Below are 14,938 nucleotides of genomic sequence, written 5' to 3'. Positions count from 1 at the left end.
GCGGGCGCGGCGGCGGGCGATGGCGCGCGTGCGGGTGCCGTCCCTGGTGGTGACGTTTCCCACCACGGCGGCGGCGATGTCATGCGAGGAGTGCTGCGAGCGGCGCGGCCTGGGCGGGCGGATGATCCCGGTGCCCGGCGAGGTCGCGGCCGGCTGCGGCCTGGCGTGGAAGACGGCGCCCGAGGCGCGCGAGGAGCTCGCGGCCGCGCTTGCCGCTGACGGCGTCCCCGTTGACGCCATGACCGTGATCGAGCTGCTCGAGTTCCGCTGATGTGAAAGCGTGCAAAAGTGCCTGTCACTTTTGCACGCTGGCGAGAAGGACGTGGGGCCGATGATCTATCTGGACAACGCGGCGACGACGATGCGCAAGCCGCGGGAGGTCGTGGACGCCGTCGTGGCGGCGATGGGCTCGCTCGGAAACGCGGGCCGCGGCGCGTCTGAGGGCGCGCTCGACGCCGGCCGCGTGGTGCTGCGCTGCCGCGAGGCGGTGGCGGCGCTCCTGGGCTGCCCACGCGCCGACCACGTGTGCTTTTCGGCCAACTCGACGGCGGCGCTGAACGCCGCGCTGTCTGGCCTGGTGGGACCGGGGGAGCGCGTGGTCACGACGGTGCTGGAGCACAACTCCGTGCTGCGGCCGCTCGCGCGCCTGGCGGACGAGCGGGGCGTGGAGGTTGCCTACGCCGGCTGCGACGCGCACGGGTTTCTCGACATGGACGAGCTCGAGCGGCTGGTCTGCCCGGGAACGCGCCTCGTGGCGGTGACGCACGGCTCCAACGTGACGGGCAATCTCGTGGACGTGGCCCGCGTGGCGCAGATTGCGCACGCCGCGGGCGCGCTCTGCCTCGTGGACGCGTCGCAGACCGCGGGCGCGGTGCCGCTGGACATGGCGGCCATGGACCTCGACGTGGTGTGCTTCACCGGGCATAAGGGCCTCATGGGCCCGCAGGGCACGGGCGGCATGGCGGTGGCTGAGGGTGTCGACGTGCGGCCGTGGGCCGAGGGTGGCTCTGGCGTGCACTCCTTCGAGCGTCGGCATCCGCTGGAGTGGCCCACGCGGCTGGAGGCGGGGACGCTGAACGCCCACGGCCTGGCCGGGCTTCTCGCCGCCGTGCGGTGCATCGAGGAGGGCGGCGGGCCGGCTGCGTTCGGCGCGCGCGAGCACGAGCTCGCGCAGAGGCTCTACGAGGGCGTGGCCGGGGTGCCGGGCGTGACGGTGTACGGCGGCTGGCCCGTGGCGCCCGAGCGCTGCGGATCGATCGTGGCGCTCAACGTGGACGGTCTGGACTCGGCCGAGGTGGCCGATGCGCTCTCGGCGGGCTGGGGGATCGCATGTCGCGCCGGCGCCCACTGCGCGCCGCTCATGCACCGCGCGCTGGGGACCGAGCGCAGGGGCATCGTCCGTCTGAGCTGCGGCTGGTTCAACATGGAGGACGAGGTCGACGCCGCCGTGGACGCCGTGCGTGAGATCGCCGCGGGCTGAGGTCCTTCTCGCCCGCGGCGCGCCGGCTGCGGCGGACCCCTTCTTCCGGATACGTACACCGCCGCTCCGGGTACGTACACTATTGCGAAGTTGATGCTGAGGAGCTCAGCCCCGCTAGCTGCGGAAACAATATTACATGGTACCTAATAAACATTGAAATTGTGTACGTACCCGGAGGGGCGGTGTACGTACCCGGGGGCGAGGGGCAGACGGCGGCCCGCAGGCGGCGGGCAAGCGTTGCCGAATGGGTCAAAAGTGCCTGTCCCTTTTGACCCATTACCGGCGGGAAGGTACCGTTCGGGGGCCGCGCGCCGGGGCAAACATTTTGTAAGTTAGACTAACTAGTTGGAATACGAGTTGTCGCGTAGACCGTTATGTTTTTGAAAGTATAACGCTGACGAGGAGGTTTCCGGACATGCTGGTCGTCATTCGCGGGGCGGGGGACATCGCGTCGGGCATCGCGCTGCGGCTCTTCCGCGCGGGCATGCGGGTCGTGATGTGCGACCTCGCGACGCCAACGTCCATTCGGCGCACCGTGTGCTTCTCGGAGGCCATCCGCCTGGGCGAGACGCGCGTTGAGGGCGTGCGCGGCGTGCTGTGCGCGGACGCCCCGTCGGCGCGCGCGGCCGCGGCGGAGGGAAACGTCGCCGTGCTCGTGGACCCGGATGCCGCCTGCGTGCGCGAGCTCGCGCCCGACGCGCTGGTGGACGCAATTCTCGCCAAGCGCAACCTCGGTACCACGCGCGATATGGCCCCCGTCGTGGTGGGCGTTGGCCCCGGCTTCACCGCGCGCGAGGACTGCGACGCCGCGGTGGAGACGATGCGCGGCCACTACCTGGGGCGCGTCTACTACGAGGGCTCGCCGATCCCCAACACGGCGGTGCCTGGGCTCATTGGCGGCTACGCGGGCGAGCGCGTGATGCGCGCGCCGGCTGACGGCGTCTTCGAGCCGTGCGTGGCGATTGGTGCGCAGGTCGCGGCCGGCGACGTCTGCGCCACGGTGGCCGGCGAGCCCATGCGCGCGACGATCGACGGCGTGGTGCGGGGGCTCCTCCAGGCGGGCGTTCCCGTGCACAAGGGCATGAAGTGCGGCGACGTGGACCCGCGCTGCCACCCGGAGTACATCGAGAGCGCATCGGACAAGGCGTTGGCCGTGGGCGGCGGCGTGCTCGAGGCGATTCTCGCGCTCTCAGGCGAGAAGGACGCGGGCGCCGAGAAGAACGCGCGCCCCGTCAACGGCTCCCTCTCCGATGAGGGCTTCGTCTCCGCGCTCGTGGCGGAGCTCGGGGCCGGACGGCGCGTGGGGCTGGCGAGCCTGCTTGCCACGAGCGGCTCGATGCCGCGCCACGAGGGCGCGCGTCTCGCCGTCCTCGCAAGCGGCGCGCTCATCGGGACCGTCGGCGGCGGTGCGATCGAGCAGCTGGCCATCGAGCGCGCCCGCGCGGCGCGCTCCTGCGGCGCGTCGAGCCTCGAGTGGTACCACACCGGCGACGCCATGGCCTGCGGCGGCGACGCCCTGCTCGCAACCCGCGCGCTCACGGCCGACGACCTGCCCGTCCTTCTCGCCATACGTGACGCGCTCCTGCGCGACGAGCCCGTCTGCGTGACGGAGCGCTGGGCGGACCCCGCCGCCCCGACGATCGAGGTCGGTGCGGCTACGCGTCTCTCCGCCCCGACCTGGGACGACGCGCGCGCCACCTACCGCGAGCCCGTTTCCGCCCCGAGCCGCCTGCACGTCTTCGGCGCCGGGCACGTGGGCGCCGCGCTCGTGGGTCTGGCCGCAGCGGCGGGCTTTGAGGTCCACGTCTACGACGACCGCCCGGAGCTCGCCACGAGCGAGCGCCTGCCGGAGGCAACAACCGTGACCTGCGGATCGTTCGACGAGCTTGCCGCGAGCGCCGCCATCGGGCCGCGTGACTCCGTCGTCGTGCTCACGCACGGGCACGCCCACGACGAGACGGTCCTTCTCGCCGTGCTGACCCGCGACGTCCAGCCCGCCTACGTGGGCTGCATCGGCAGCGCCCGCAAGGCCGCCCTCGCGCGCGAGCACCTCGCTGCCGCAGGCGTGCCGGCCGAACGCGTTGACGCCGTCGCCATGCCGATCGGCCTTGCCATCGGTGCCGTCACGCCCGCCGAGATCGCCCTCGCCATCGTGGCGCAGCTCGTCCGCCGTCGTGCGGAGCGTCGCGGTGAGGGCCCGGGGAAGGGCGAGCGCGCATGACGGCCCTCGCCCGCAGACACCCCGGCAGGCTCATAGCCCTTCTCGCTGCGCTGCTCGTGGCCGTCGTGCTCGTCTCGCTGGCGCTCGGCCGCTATCCCATCGGCCCGGTCGACGCGCTCGAGCTGCTGCTCTCCCGCGTGGAGCCCGGCCTCGGCGACTTCTCCGCGCAGCAGGAGACGCTCTTCTTCAACGTGCGCCTGCCGCGCATCCTGCTGGTGATCCTCGTGGGCGCGAGCCTCTCTGCCGCCGGCGCCGCATTCCAGGGCATCTTCCAGAACCCGCTCGTCTCGCCGGACTTCCTGGGCGCGTCGCAGGGCGCGGCGTTCGGTGCGTGCTGGGCCATCCTCGCGGGGGCTGGCTCGCTCGCGATCTCCGGCTCCGCCTTTGCCGTCTCGCTCGCCGCGGTGGGCATCGTGCTGCTGGTGAGCAGCCGGGCGCGTGGCAACCGGATCCTTGTCACCGTGCTCGCCGGCATCATGGTGAAGTCGCTCTTCGAGGCCGGCGTCTCCTACGCCAAGCTTGTGGCCGACCCGTCCAACCAGCTGCAGGCCATCACGTTCTGGCTGCTCGGCTCGTTCAACGGCGCCAAGGTGGCCGACCTCGCGCTGGCGGCCGCACCCATCGCGATTGGCCTCACCGGCCTCATGGCCATGCGCTGGCGCCTCAACGTTCTCACGATGTCCGACGACGAGGCGCTCTCCATGGGCGTGAACGCCCCGCGCGTGCGCGCCGTGGCCGTGCTCTTCTCGGCCCTCGTGACCGCGGCGAGCGTGGCGGTCTCGGGGCTCATCGGCTGGGTGGGGCTCGTGGTGCCGCACCTCGCGCGCGGACTCGTGGGCAGCGACTACCGGCACCTCCTGCCGGCCAGCATGCTCGCGGGCGCCACGTTTCTGCTGGTGGTCGACGACATCGCGCGCCTCGCGCTCACGGCGGAGATCCCCATCGGGATCCTCACGTCGGTGGTGGGCGCCCCGTTCTTCCTGTGGCTCATCGTGAAGAGGGGGCGCGGCTGATGCGGGCGAGAAGAACCTGGCGTCCCGGCCTCGCGGCGGGCGAGAGGGGGCGCGGCTGACATGAGCTTCGAGATCTCCGGCCTCAGCTTCTCCTACGGCGACCACGCGGTGCTCGAGGGCGTGGACCTCTCCGTTGCGGACGGCGAGCTCGCGTGCGTGCTCGGGCCCAACGGCGTGGGCAAGACGACGCTCTTCCGCTGCATCCTGGGCCTCGAGCGGCCACGCGCGGGGACCATCCTCGTGAACGGTCGGCCGCTCGGAGAGCTCTCCGTGGCCGAGCGCGCCCGCGAGATGGCCTTTGTCCCGCAGAGCCACGCGCAGGTCTTTGACTACGAGGTGCTCGACGTGGTGCTCATGAGCGCGGCGTCGCGCCTGGGGCCGCTGCGCGCGCCTGCCGCGGCCGACCGCGCCCGCGCCGAAGAGGCGCTCGAGCGCGTGGGCGTGGCGCACCTCGCGCACCGGAGCTTCATGCAGGTCTCGGGCGGTGAGCGGCAGCTCGTTCTTATCGCCCGCGCCATCGCGCAGGACGCGCGCTCGATCGTGATGGACGAGCCCACGAGCGCGCTCGACTTTGGCAACACGGCGCGCGTGATGGCGGTCGTGCGACGGCTCGCGAGCGAGGGGCTCTCGGTGATCGCGTCCACGCACGCGCCCGACCTGGCCTACCTCTACGCGGACACGGTGCTCGCGCTCGACGGCGGGCGCGTCCGCGCGTGCGGCGCCCCGGCGGACGTCATCACCGGGCCGCTCCTGAGCGAGCTCTACGGCCTGCCCGTGGAGGTCAGCTCGCTCCATAACGACAAGGTGCGCGCCTGCGTGCCTACGGAAATGTTACGAAGGGACAGTCCCTTCGTAACATCGGGAAGGGAGAAGAAGTGAGGAGAAGAACGTTCTTGTCGGCAGTTGCGGCGCTCGCGGTGGCGGTGTCGCTCGGGGCGTGCGGGGGCACGCCGGCGGCGGAGTCCGGTCAGCAGCCCGACAGCCAGCAGCCCGCGGCGGAGCAGGCCGCAACGCGCGTGGTCACGGACTCGCTCGGGCGCGAGGTGGAGATTCCGACCGAGGTCGAGCGCATCGCGGCTTCCGGCCCCGTGGCGCAGCAGGTGCTGCTCACGGTGGCTCCCGAGAAGATGGTCGGCCTCTCTGGCGAGCTCACGGACGAGCAGCTCGCCTACCTTGGCGAGGACCTCGCCGACCTGCCGGTCTTTGGCCAGATCTACGGCGGCAAGGGCGACTTCAACAAGGAGGCCGTCGCCGCGGCAGACCCGCAGCTGATCATCGACGTTGGCGAGGCCAAGGACTCGCTCGCCGAGGAGCTGGACACGCTGCAGGAGCAGATCGGCATCCCGTGCGTGCACATCGACTCGACCGACCTCCACAGCTACGCCGACCTCTACGACCAGCTTGCTGACATCCTGGACTCCGAGAAGGCCGCCGAGCTGGCGGACTACTGCCGCGATGCCGTTGCCGAGGTCGAGGCCGTCGTCGCGGAGGTGTCCGAGGACGAGCGCCCGCGTGCGGCGTACCTGCTCGGTGACACCGGCACTAACGCGATGGCGCGCGGCGGCTTCCAGTCCGGAATCATCGACCTGTGCTCCGAGAACGTTGTGGTGGTGGACGACCCATCGTCCAGCGGCAAGGGCAACGAGATCGGCCTCGAGCAGATCGCGCTCTGGGACCCCGAGCTCATCGTCTTCGTGGGCGACTCGATCTACGACACTGTGGGCGACGAGCCCGCCTGGGCCGAGCTCAGCGCCATCAAGTCCGGCAACTACTTCCGCGCACCGAGCGAGCCCTACAACTGGATTTCCATGCCGGCCTCGGTCAACCAGATCATCGGCCTGCAGTGGTACGCGCGCCTGTGCTACCCGGAGCGCTTCGACGATGACCTGCGCGACGTGGTGGGGGAGTACTACCAGCTCTTCTATGGCCACGACCTCACGGACGAGGAGTACGACGCGCTGATGCGCGGCGCCGTGCGCGAGTAGGGGGAGATTGTCTGTGATTTCATGGGCTCCTGGCGAGTATGGACACGATGCATGGTCGAGAATCCGCAGGTAGGCGAATCAGCTACCATGCCCCTACTCGTGGGGAGCGATAGAAATCACAGACAATCCTCTCTCGGACGCCGCGTGGCGCCCGTTAGCCGGGTATGTGCTCCAAGAGGCGCCGCCTGCCCCGCTCGTCGGAGCGCAGAACCTCGACGGAGCCCCACGCGGGGCGCCAGCGGGCGGCAGCCTCCTCAGCCAGCGCCGAGCGCACGACCACGAGCGCGTGAGGCCAGGTCGGCGCGGGACCGGCGTCCAGCAGCTCGAGCGCCGCGGTGAGCCCGCCGCCGCGGCGCAGCTCGAGCGGGCCGACCTCGTCGATGGCGAGGAGCCCGGGGCGCGCGTCCTTCTCGCCTGTCTTTGCGGCAAGCCGGCTGAGGTGCGCGTTCACGCGGGCGAGCGCCGCGGCGTCGAAGTCCCAGCCCAGGCCGGCCGAGCACCCACCTCCGGCAGGAGTGGCGAGAAGGACGCGCTCACGCGAGGGCAGGAGCGCGTTCTCGATTCCGACCTTCTCGCCGCCGCGCCAGACGCCCGGAGCGAGCACGCCGCGCACAGGCACGCCCGCCGCCTCGAGCTCGCGCACGCGCGCCTCGAGCCACGTGGTCTTGCCCGACCGTATGTCTCCGGTGAGAATGAACAGCATGCCGCCCCCCCCATCTGTGCCTTGGAGGAAATAATGACAGAAGCGTGGTCGCTCTACGACCGAATGATCGCCCAGGTTCCCGAGGGCGCGCTTGTGCGACACGTGGTCATGGGCGCCCACCACTGCCTCGTCGAGGCCGAGTGCGGGACGGGCGTGGCCGCGCTCCATCGCGGCGGCGCGCGCCTGCGCATGGAGCGCGGCTGGGCGGGCCGTCCCCTGCGCGAGCTCGCGGAGTGCGCGAAGTCGTGGGACTTCGAGGTGGCGTCGGTGGGCGTGGCAGCGCTCAACGCCTGGCACAACCAACGCGAGCGGCTGGGTGCGCTGGACCTGGTAGAGGGCGCGGAGAGCGTGGATCCGTTCGTGTTCCTGGCCCCGGTTGCCGCGCGCATGGCGGCCGAGAAGAACGACGGCTCGCGGCCCCGCGCGGTGGTGGTCGGTCACTTTCCGCATCTCGCGGCCATCGCGGAGCACGCGGAGGTTGCCGTGCTGGAGCGCGCCGCCCGCGCGGACACGGACCTGCCCGACACCGCCTGCGAGTACCTGCTGCCGGGCGCGGACCTCGCCATCATGACGGGCATGACGCTCGCCAACAAGACCATGCCGCGGCTGCTGGAGCTTTCGCGCGGCGCGCTCACCTGCGTGGTGGGCCCGTCGGCCGCGATCTGCGCGCCGGTACTGGACGCGGGCGCGGACCTCATCGCCGGCAGCGTGGTCGCCGACGCCGCGCTGGCCCGCGAGGTCGTGAGCTGCGGTGCCCCGCTCCACGGCTCCGGCGCCCTCGAGCACGTGCTCGTAAAAAGGGGGCGGGTTGCCTAAAAGGGGACGGGTGCATTTCTGGCAAGTTTTCTGAGAATGCCCTTTTCAGAAAACTTGCCAGAAATGCACCCGTCCCCTTTTAGGCAACCCGCCCCCTTTTTACGAGGGCTCCTCGGCCTTGTGCACAAGAAGCCACGCGGGGGAGCGCTTGTGCCACCTCGATGACGGATCAACGTCCATGTAGGTGCGGCGCGCGCAGAGCCTCACCGCCGACGGCGCACCGGCTGCGTCGGGGTCGTCCGCATATCCCTCGCGAGCGAGGAGGTCTGCGAGGTCGGAGGCATCCTCGACGTTGCCCGTGGCGAGAAGGACGGAGAGGAGCCTTGTGACGTTCTCGGGCGTGAGGTCCTGGCCTGGGTCGATGTCCCCGCAACACACGCCCTCCGCCCAGCGCACGTTGGCGTTCGCCTGGCCGAGAATCCTGGCTCCGGCCGGCGTGAGCCGGGGCCCGAGGTCCACGAGGGCGCCGCGGCAGATCATGATGGCAATCATGAGGACGCAGGCGACGGGGGCGAACACGGGCCCCGGCTCCATGTTCGCCATCGCTGGCCCAAGCAGGCACCAGAAGCACGCGAGTACGGAGACGGGGCCGCTGAACAGGAGCTGGGAGAGCACGCTCGTGCTGCGCGCAAGGCCAGCGCCAAGCAGGTCGTTGGAGTACTGCCCGAGGAACCTCTCGAGCGGACGGTAGGTGTCCCCGGAGCCGATTCTCCCGCACAGCTCGGCGACGCTGGCCTCGCGGGCGCCCTCGGGCATCAAGAGGTCGACCGCCTCGCGGTCGTAGCGGCCGAGGTCCTTCGCGCGGACCTCGATCCAGAGGCCGGAGCCGAAGTCGAGGGTCCGCTGGTCGGTTGAGTATCGCTTGCGCTTCTGACCGCGCCGCCTCCCCGTGGAGATCGGGCCGTCCTGCTCGCCCGTCGCATCCTCCTCGTTCGCCCCCTGACGCTCCTCAAGCGTGACGTGCCCTCTGCCCATCAGGCAGACGAGGGTCGCAAGCGCGACCCTGCAGGCATTCATCCCGCGCCTGACGTCCCCCTCCCGGCGGTATCGAAGCGCACCGAGAAGGGCGGGGTGGATGTCGGGCACCGTGGACGTTGGCGCGAGGTCGTCGGGGACGCGCTCTGCCCGCATTGCGTTAACGCGGTTCGCGATGATGCACATGACGATGTATCCCACGGGAATGCCCCATGCGGCGATGAGCTGGGCAAAGGAGGAGGGCATGCGGTCCGGCTCCTTTCTTACTGGCCTGCGATGCCCCCAGTTTACGTCCCCGCCCATCGCCTAACGGGCAGCCATCAAGACCCTTACGAAGCCCGTAAAAAGGGGGCGGGTCGCCTAAAAGGGGACGGGTGCATTTCTGGCAAGTTTTCTGAAAATGCCCTTTTCAGAAAACTTGCCAGAAATGCACCCGTCCCCTTTTAGGCGACCCGTTACAGCTCGCGCCGTTCGTAGAGCTTGAGGGAGACGGCGGCGGAGATCGCCAGCGCCACGGCCGACAGGGCCACGAGAATCACGCAGCCCACGGCCATGCCGCTCGGCGTGTCGAGCGCCTCGAGCGCAGAGGAGACGAGCTCCATGCCCGGGATGCCGCCGTCGAGCATGCCGCTGTTGCCGAGAATGACCACGGGTACCACGAAGAGCAGCACGATCACCGTGGGCAGGATCTGCGTGGCGCGGGTCTGGCCTAGGCGGAAGTAGAGCGGCGTCACGACGCTCGCCACCACAGAGCCGATGAGCAGGGTGAAGCAGGTGACGACGGCCATGACGCCGAGCATGTCCGGATCGAACGCGAAGGCCTCGCCGACCTCGCCGGGCACGCCGACCGCCGAGACGACGAGCGTCGCCGCGAGTGCTGCCACGAGCCCCACGACCATGCCGAGCAGGCCAAACGCCACGATGGCGGCGTAGCGGCCGAGCACGACGTCGCGCCGGGAGAGCGGCAGCGTGAGCCGGAAGAGCTCCCAGTGGTTGAGCTGGTCGTAGGCGGCGAGACCCATCGCGCTCATCATGAAGAACATGCAGGTGAGGGTTGCCGGCATCGCGAGCGGCGTCTGCATGCCGAGCCCGATGCACAGGCTCACGAGAAGCCCCAGTCCCACGAGCTGCCGTGCGTAGTCGCGAAAGATCGTCATCTCAAGGAGGAACGCGCGCTTCATTATCGGACACCGCCCTTCAGGGTGAGGGTCATGTAGTCGTCTATGGTCATGCGGTCTACCGGAATCTCCGGGAAGCTCTCCGCAAAGGCAAAGCGGTCGGGGACGAGCACGTCGATGCCGTAGTCGTGGCGCAGGTAGCGCAGCTCGGCGTCCGGGACGACGCCCGAGTCCGCGATCCTCTCGAGGTCCGCCACGCGGCAGCGCGCGACGCCCATCTCGTCGGTGATGACGTCCTTGGGCAGATCAAAGACGATGCGCCCGGCGTCGATGCACACGATGCGGTCGGCGATGCGCTCGAGGTCGCTCGTGATGTGGCTGCTCATGAGGATCGCGCGGCCGGGCTCGGCCACGAAGTCGCGCAGCAGGTCGAGCACCTCGTCGCGCGCCATCGGGTCAAGGCCGGCCGTGGCCTCGTCGAGGATGAGCAGGCGCGCGTCGTGCGCGAGCGCGCAGGCCAGGGAGAGCTTCATACCCATGCCGCGCGAGAGCTCCTTCACCGTCTTCTTGGCGTCTAGGCCAAACTGCGCGGCCAGGCGCTCGAAGCGATGAGCGTCCCAGGTGGCGTAGGTGCGCTCGTAGATGCGCCCCACGTCCGCGACCTTGAGGTGCTCCGGGAGCGAGATCGCGTCGAAGACGACGCCGACCTGCTCCTTCACCGCCGCGCCGGACGGTCGGGAGAGCTCGTCGCTGGATACGCCGAGCACGCTCGAGGTGCCGCCGTCGGTGGGGAAGAGGCCGAGAAGGGCCTTGATGGTGGTGGACTTGCCGGCGCCGTTCTGGCCGATGAAGCCTACGACCTCGCCCTCGTTCACGGTGAGGTCCACGCCCTCGAGCGAGAAGGCGCTGTAGTGCTTGGTGAGCCCGCGGGCCTCGATGAGACTGCCGCTCATGCGATGTCCTTTCTGTAAAAGGGGACGTGTTTTTTCTTTCTGAGAGAAATAACCCGTCCCCTTTTCCGTCACTCCAGTACCAGGGCGAACATCTCGGACAGCTCGTCGTCGGTGAGGCCGACGCCGCGGCCGCGCTCCACGGCCTTGGCGAGAAGCCCCTCGACCTCCCTCATCTGCTCCTCGCGGATGAGCTCGGCGTTTCCGCCGGCGACGTAGGTGCCCTTGCCCTGCACCGTCTCGATGAGCCCCGCCGCCTCCAGGTCCGCGTAGGCGCGCTTGGTGGTGATGGCGCTCACGCGCAGGCTGTTGGCGAGGGCGCGGATCGAGGGGAGCTGCTCGCCCTCCGCGAGCTGGCCCGTCACGATCGCCGACTTGATCTGGTCGGTGATCTGCTCGTAGATGGGCCTGCCGCTCGAGGTTGAGATGATGATGTCCAAGTCGTCGTCCTTCCGTGCCGGCCCGCCAGGACGTCTCCTGCGGGCCAACCGTGTATACCCGGTAAGTACAGTATATACACACCTATACACAGTGCAAGCGAGAAGGGCAAAGTTTTTCTCGGCATGCCGTTTGCCCCGCTACGGCCGCCTTTTGTCCGAGCGAACACAAGCCCTGGGGGAGCGCTATACTTGCCACAGGCGGACTTCGCTCCGCCGGGACAACCGCATAGCGCGGGGAGCTTGCAGGACGGCAGGCTGAGAGGGGGCGCGCCCGCCCCGACCCGAGGAACCTGACATGGGTAATGCCAACGGAGGGAGTCTTGCGCATGAGCACAGCTGTAGAGAAATTGGGCGGACAGGCACCGCGCGGCGAGAAGAACCTCGTCACGCAGCTCGACTATGCCCTCGCCGGGCAGATCACGCCCGAGATGCGAGCCGTGGCGGAGGCGGAGCGCCGAGACCCGGAGTTCATCCGCGCGGGCGTGGCGGCGGGGCACATCGCCATCCCGGCCAACGTTTGCCATCTCGAGAAGGGCCTCGTGCCGCGCGGCGTGGGCGCGGGCCTCTCCACCAAGGTCAACGTCAACCTCGGCATCTCCGGGGACGTGGCGGACGCCGGCATGGAGTGGGAGAAGGTCGGCACGGCCGAGAAGTACGGCGCGGACGCCATCATGGACCTCTCCAACTCCGGCAAGACCCGCTTCTTCCGCCAGCAGCTCGTGGAGCGCACGCCGCTCATGGTGGGCACCGTCCCCATGTACGACGCCATCGGCTACATGGAGAAGCCGCTCGTGGAGCTCACCGCCGAGGACCTCCTCGCCACGGTGCGCGCCCACGCGGAGGACGGCGTGGACTTCCTCACCATCCACTGCGGCATCAACCGTCGCGTGATCGAGACCTTCAAGGAGACCGGGCGCCTCATGAACATCGTCAGCCGCGGCGGGTCGCTGCTGTTTGGCTGGATGGAGGTCACGGGCAACGAGAACCCCTTCTACGAGCACTACGACGAGGTGCTCGAGATCTGCCATGAGTACGACGTGACCATCTCGCTGGGCGACTCGTGCCGCCCGGGCTGCCTCTTCGACGCCAACGACGCCGCCGAGACCGCAGAGATGATCGAGCTCGGCAAGCTCACGAGGCGCGCCTGGGACGCGGGCGTGCAGGTCATGATCGAGGGCCCGGGCCACATGGCCATCAACGAGATCGCCGCCAACGTGACGATGGAGAAGCGCCTCTGCCACGGTGCGCCGTACTACGTGCTCGGCCCGCTCGTGACGGACGTGGGCGTGGGCTACGACCACATCACGGCGGCCATCGGCGGCGCCATCTCGGCGAGCGCCGGGGCGGACTTCCTCTGCTACGTGACGCCGGCCGAGCACCTCTGCCTGCCCGACGCAAAGGACGTGCTCGACGGCCTTATCGCCACCAGGATCGCCGCGCACGCGGCGGACATCGCCAAGGGCGTGCCCGGCGCGCGCGAGGCGGACGACCGCATGGGCGACGCCCGGCGGCGCCTGGCCTGGGGCGAGATGTGGGACTACGCGCTCGACCCGGACACGGCCCGTGCGCGCCACGAGGCCTCGCCCGCCTCGACGGAGGGGACCTGCACCATGTGCGGCAAGATGTGCGCCGTCCGCACGGTGAACAAGGTCTTCGAGGGCACCACGATCGACCTCGACGCACAGTAGCCAGCAACCTCGCGAAAGGACTCCGCAATGAATGGCAGCCTGCTCGGAACCGCGCTCGAGAACGTCCGCTCCACGACGCCGCTCGTGCACTGCATCACCAACTACGTCACCGTCAACGACTGCGCCAACGCGCTTCTCGCCTGCGGGGGCAGCCCCATCATGGCCGACGACGTCGACGACGCCCCGGAGATCACCCGCATCTGCGGCGGCCTCGTGCTGAACATCGGCACGCTCAACGCCCGCACCATCGGGACCATGCGCGCCGCCGGCAGGATCGCCGGCGAGCTCGGCCACCCGATTGTGCTCGACCCCGTGGGCGCCGGCGCGAGCGCGCTTCGCACCAACACGGCTGCCGCGCTTGTCGACGAGCTGCCCGTCACCGTGGTGCGCGGCAACATGAGCGAGGTCAAGACCGTTGCCGGGGCGGCCGCCGCGACCCGCGGCGTGGACGTGAACCCGGACGACGCGGTGGGCGAGAAGAACCTCGCGTCGAGCGCCGCCTTCGCGCGCGAGCTCGCCGGGCGGCTCGGCTGCGTCGTGGCCATCACGGGCGCCATCGACGTGGTGGCCTCGGCGGATCGCGCCTACGCCATCCGCAACGGCGTGCCCATGATGGGAAAGATCACCGGGACCGGTTGCATGCTCGACACCATCGTCGCCGCGTACGCGGTGGCGAACCCCGGCCGCGCGCTTGAGGCGACCGTGGCCGCCGTCGCCGGCTGGGGCCTCGCGGGCGAGGTCGCGGCGGGTCGCATGGGGCCGCTCGACGGCAACGCGAGCTTCCGCACCTACCTCATCGACGCGGCCTACAACCTTACGGCCGAGCAGCTTGCGGCCGGCGCGCGCGTGGAGGAGCTGTGAGCGGCGCGGGCGTGCCGACGGCCCGCGGGTCCTTCTCGCCCGAGGCCATCCGCCGGGGCATGCTGCTCTATGCGGTGACGGACAGGGCCTGGCTCGACGGTCGGACGCTCGCCGGATGCGTGAGGGAGGCCATCGCCGGCGGCGCCACCTTCGTCCAGCTGCGCGAGAAGGACCTCACGACGGAGGAGATCGTGGCGGAGGCGGCGGAGATCATCCCCGTCTGCCGCGCCGCGGGCGTGCCCTTCGTGATCGACGACGACGTGGAGGCCGCGCGCCGCTCCGGCGCGGACGGCGTTCACGTGGGCCAGTCGGACACGGCCTGTGCCGAGGCCCGCTCGGTGCTGGGACCCGAGGCGATCGTGGGCGTCTCGGCGCAGACGGTGGAGGAGGCGCTCGCCGCGCAGGCGGCCGGTGCCGACTACCTGGGCGTGGGGGCGATGTACGGGACCCCCACCAAGCCCGACGCCGTCGACGTGACCTTCGAGGAGCTCGCGCGCATCTGCGCCGCCGTGGACATCCCGGTGGCGGCCATCGGCGGCATCAACGCGCGCACGATGGGCTCGCTCGCGGGGACGGGCGTCGACGGGGCGGCGGTGGTCTCGGCGATCTTTGCCGCCGAGGACATCGAGGCCGCGACGCGCGAGCTGCGCCGCCTTGCCGAGGCTGCCGTGGGGTCGAGATAGGGGGT

Annotated in this window: 15 protein-coding genes; 10 read left to right on the top strand and 5 right to left on the bottom strand. The window is 70.1% G+C overall.

Features of this window, described 5'->3' with window-relative positions; all coding sequences use genetic code 11:
• The first annotated feature begins 19 nt into the window (after nucleotides 1-19).
• From E0L17_RS07580 to E0L17_RS07555, 6 genes are all read left to right on the top strand, one after another.
• Nucleotides 20-271 carry a putative Se/S carrier protein gene (locus tag E0L17_RS07580; protein WP_167930650.1) on the top strand — a complete coding sequence of 84 codons (252 nt, stop codon included), beginning with the start codon at nucleotides 20-22 and terminating at the stop codon, nucleotides 269-271.
• Nucleotides 272-331: 60 nt separating this feature from the next.
• A complete protein-coding gene (locus E0L17_RS07575) occupies nucleotides 332-1,480 on the top strand; it encodes an aminotransferase class V-fold PLP-dependent enzyme (RefSeq protein ID WP_167930649.1) in 1,149 nt (382 codons plus the stop codon).
• Nucleotides 1,481-1,895: 415 nt separating this feature from the next.
• A complete protein-coding gene (yqeB, locus tag E0L17_RS07570) occupies nucleotides 1,896-3,701 on the top strand; it encodes a selenium-dependent molybdenum cofactor biosynthesis protein YqeB (protein ID WP_167930648.1) in 1,806 nt (601 codons plus the stop codon).
• Entirely contained in the window at nucleotides 3,698-4,714 is a 1,017-nt protein-coding gene (locus E0L17_RS07565; RefSeq protein WP_167930647.1) for a FecCD family ABC transporter permease, read from the top strand. Before yqeB ends, E0L17_RS07565 begins: the two co-directional genes overlap by 4 nt.
• Before the next feature lie 60 nt (nucleotides 4,715-4,774).
• Entirely contained in the window at nucleotides 4,775-5,593 is an 819-nt protein-coding gene (locus E0L17_RS07560) for an ABC transporter ATP-binding protein (RefSeq protein ID WP_167930646.1), read from the top strand.
• Between the two features lie 14 nt (nucleotides 5,594-5,607).
• Entirely contained in the window at nucleotides 5,608-6,699 is a 1,092-nt protein-coding gene (locus E0L17_RS07555; protein WP_286163372.1) for an ABC transporter substrate-binding protein, read from the top strand.
• A 154-nt stretch (nucleotides 6,700-6,853) separates the two neighbouring features.
• On the opposite strand, the gene E0L17_RS07550 is transcribed toward E0L17_RS07555, so the two are convergent.
• Nucleotides 6,854-7,402 (bottom strand): nucleoside-triphosphatase, encoded by a 549-nt coding sequence (locus E0L17_RS07550; protein ID WP_167930645.1) that lies wholly within the window; start codon nucleotides 7,400-7,402, stop codon nucleotides 6,854-6,856.
• Nucleotides 7,403-7,435: 33 nt separating this feature from the next.
• Here E0L17_RS07550 and E0L17_RS07545 point away from each other — a divergent pair, with 33 nt between their 5' ends.
• Nucleotides 7,436-8,218, top strand: coding sequence for a Rossmann-like domain-containing protein (locus E0L17_RS07545; protein WP_167930644.1), 783 nt, complete (start codon nucleotides 7,436-7,438; stop codon nucleotides 8,216-8,218).
• A gap of 99 nt (nucleotides 8,219-8,317) precedes the next feature.
• Here the strand turns inward: E0L17_RS07545 and E0L17_RS07540 are convergent, their stop codons facing one another.
• The 4 genes from E0L17_RS07540 to E0L17_RS07525 all read right to left on the bottom strand — a co-directional run bounded on the left by E0L17_RS07540 (nucleotide 8,318) and on the right by E0L17_RS07525 (nucleotide 11,701).
• Nucleotides 8,318-9,439, bottom strand: a complete 1,122-nt coding sequence (locus E0L17_RS07540; protein WP_167930643.1) for a hypothetical protein — start codon at nucleotides 9,437-9,439, stop codon at nucleotides 8,318-8,320.
• Between the two features lie 209 nt (nucleotides 9,440-9,648).
• Nucleotides 9,649-10,350, bottom strand: a complete 702-nt coding sequence (locus E0L17_RS07535) for an ABC-2 transporter permease (protein ID WP_286163371.1) — start codon at nucleotides 10,348-10,350, stop codon at nucleotides 9,649-9,651.
• Between the two features lie 23 nt (nucleotides 10,351-10,373).
• Nucleotides 10,374-11,264 (bottom strand): ABC transporter ATP-binding protein, encoded by an 891-nt coding sequence (locus E0L17_RS07530; RefSeq protein ID WP_167930641.1) that lies wholly within the window; start codon nucleotides 11,262-11,264, stop codon nucleotides 10,374-10,376.
• Between the two features lie 68 nt (nucleotides 11,265-11,332).
• Nucleotides 11,333-11,701 carry a GntR family transcriptional regulator gene (locus E0L17_RS07525; RefSeq protein WP_087226078.1) on the bottom strand — a complete coding sequence of 123 codons (369 nt, stop codon included), beginning with the start codon at nucleotides 11,699-11,701 and terminating at the stop codon, nucleotides 11,333-11,335.
• A gap of 326 nt (nucleotides 11,702-12,027) precedes the next feature.
• On the opposite strand from E0L17_RS07525, the gene thiC reads away from it, so the two are divergent.
• From thiC to thiE, 3 genes are read left to right on the top strand one after another with little or no spacing between them, the layout of a single operon-like run.
• Nucleotides 12,028-13,389, top strand: a complete 1,362-nt coding sequence (thiC, locus tag E0L17_RS07520) for a phosphomethylpyrimidine synthase ThiC (RefSeq protein WP_286163370.1) — start codon at nucleotides 12,028-12,030, stop codon at nucleotides 13,387-13,389.
• Between the two features lie 27 nt (nucleotides 13,390-13,416).
• The gene (gene thiM, locus E0L17_RS07515; RefSeq protein ID WP_167930639.1) at nucleotides 13,417-14,250 is read left to right on the top strand and encodes a hydroxyethylthiazole kinase; all 834 of its coding nucleotides are present in this window, start codon (nucleotides 13,417-13,419) and stop codon (nucleotides 14,248-14,250) included.
• Entirely contained in the window at nucleotides 14,247-14,933 is a 687-nt protein-coding gene (gene thiE, locus E0L17_RS07510; RefSeq protein WP_353652964.1) for a thiamine phosphate synthase, read from the top strand. The genes thiM and thiE overlap by 4 nt, the downstream gene beginning before the upstream one ends.
• Nucleotides 14,934-14,938 lie beyond the last annotated feature (5 nt).

The organism is Olsenella sp. SW781, from assembly GCF_012027725.1.
In the GTDB taxonomy this organism is placed as follows: Bacteria; Actinomycetota; Coriobacteriia; order Coriobacteriales; family Atopobiaceae; genus Thermophilibacter.
This window is presented reverse-complemented; position numbering and strand designations above follow the sequence as displayed.

Excerpts from the sequence above, each read along its gene's own strand:
- E0L17_RS07580 (WP_167930650.1), top strand. The coding sequence starts at position 20 with ATGGCGCGCGTGCGGGTGCCGTCCCTGGTGGTGACGTTTCCCACCACG.
- E0L17_RS07575 (WP_167930649.1), top strand. The coding sequence starts at position 332 with ATGATCTATCTGGACAACGCGGCGACGACGATGCGCAAGCCGCGGGAG.
- E0L17_RS07560 (WP_167930646.1), top strand. The coding sequence starts at position 4,775 with ATGAGCTTCGAGATCTCCGGCCTCAGCTTCTCCTACGGCGACCACGCG.
- yqeB (WP_167930648.1), top strand. The coding sequence starts at position 1,896 with ATGCTGGTCGTCATTCGCGGGGCGGGGGACATCGCGTCGGGCATCGCG.
- E0L17_RS07530 (WP_167930641.1), bottom strand. The coding sequence starts at position 11,264 with ATGAGCGGCAGTCTCATCGAGGCCCGCGGGCTCACCAAGCACTACAGC.
- E0L17_RS07565 (WP_167930647.1), top strand. The coding sequence starts at position 3,698 with ATGACGGCCCTCGCCCGCAGACACCCCGGCAGGCTCATAGCCCTTCTC.
- thiC (WP_286163370.1), top strand. The coding sequence starts at position 12,028 with ATGAGCACAGCTGTAGAGAAATTGGGCGGACAGGCACCGCGCGGCGAG.
- E0L17_RS07540 (WP_167930643.1), bottom strand. The coding sequence starts at position 9,439 with ATGCCCTCCTCCTTTGCCCAGCTCATCGCCGCATGGGGCATTCCCGTG.
- E0L17_RS07545 (WP_167930644.1), top strand. The coding sequence starts at position 7,436 with ATGACAGAAGCGTGGTCGCTCTACGACCGAATGATCGCCCAGGTTCCC.
- E0L17_RS07550 (WP_167930645.1), bottom strand. The coding sequence starts at position 7,402 with ATGCTGTTCATTCTCACCGGAGACATACGGTCGGGCAAGACCACGTGG.
- thiM (WP_167930639.1), top strand. The coding sequence starts at position 13,417 with ATGAATGGCAGCCTGCTCGGAACCGCGCTCGAGAACGTCCGCTCCACG.
- E0L17_RS07535 (WP_286163371.1), bottom strand. The coding sequence starts at position 10,350 with ATGACGATCTTTCGCGACTACGCACGGCAGCTCGTGGGACTGGGGCTT.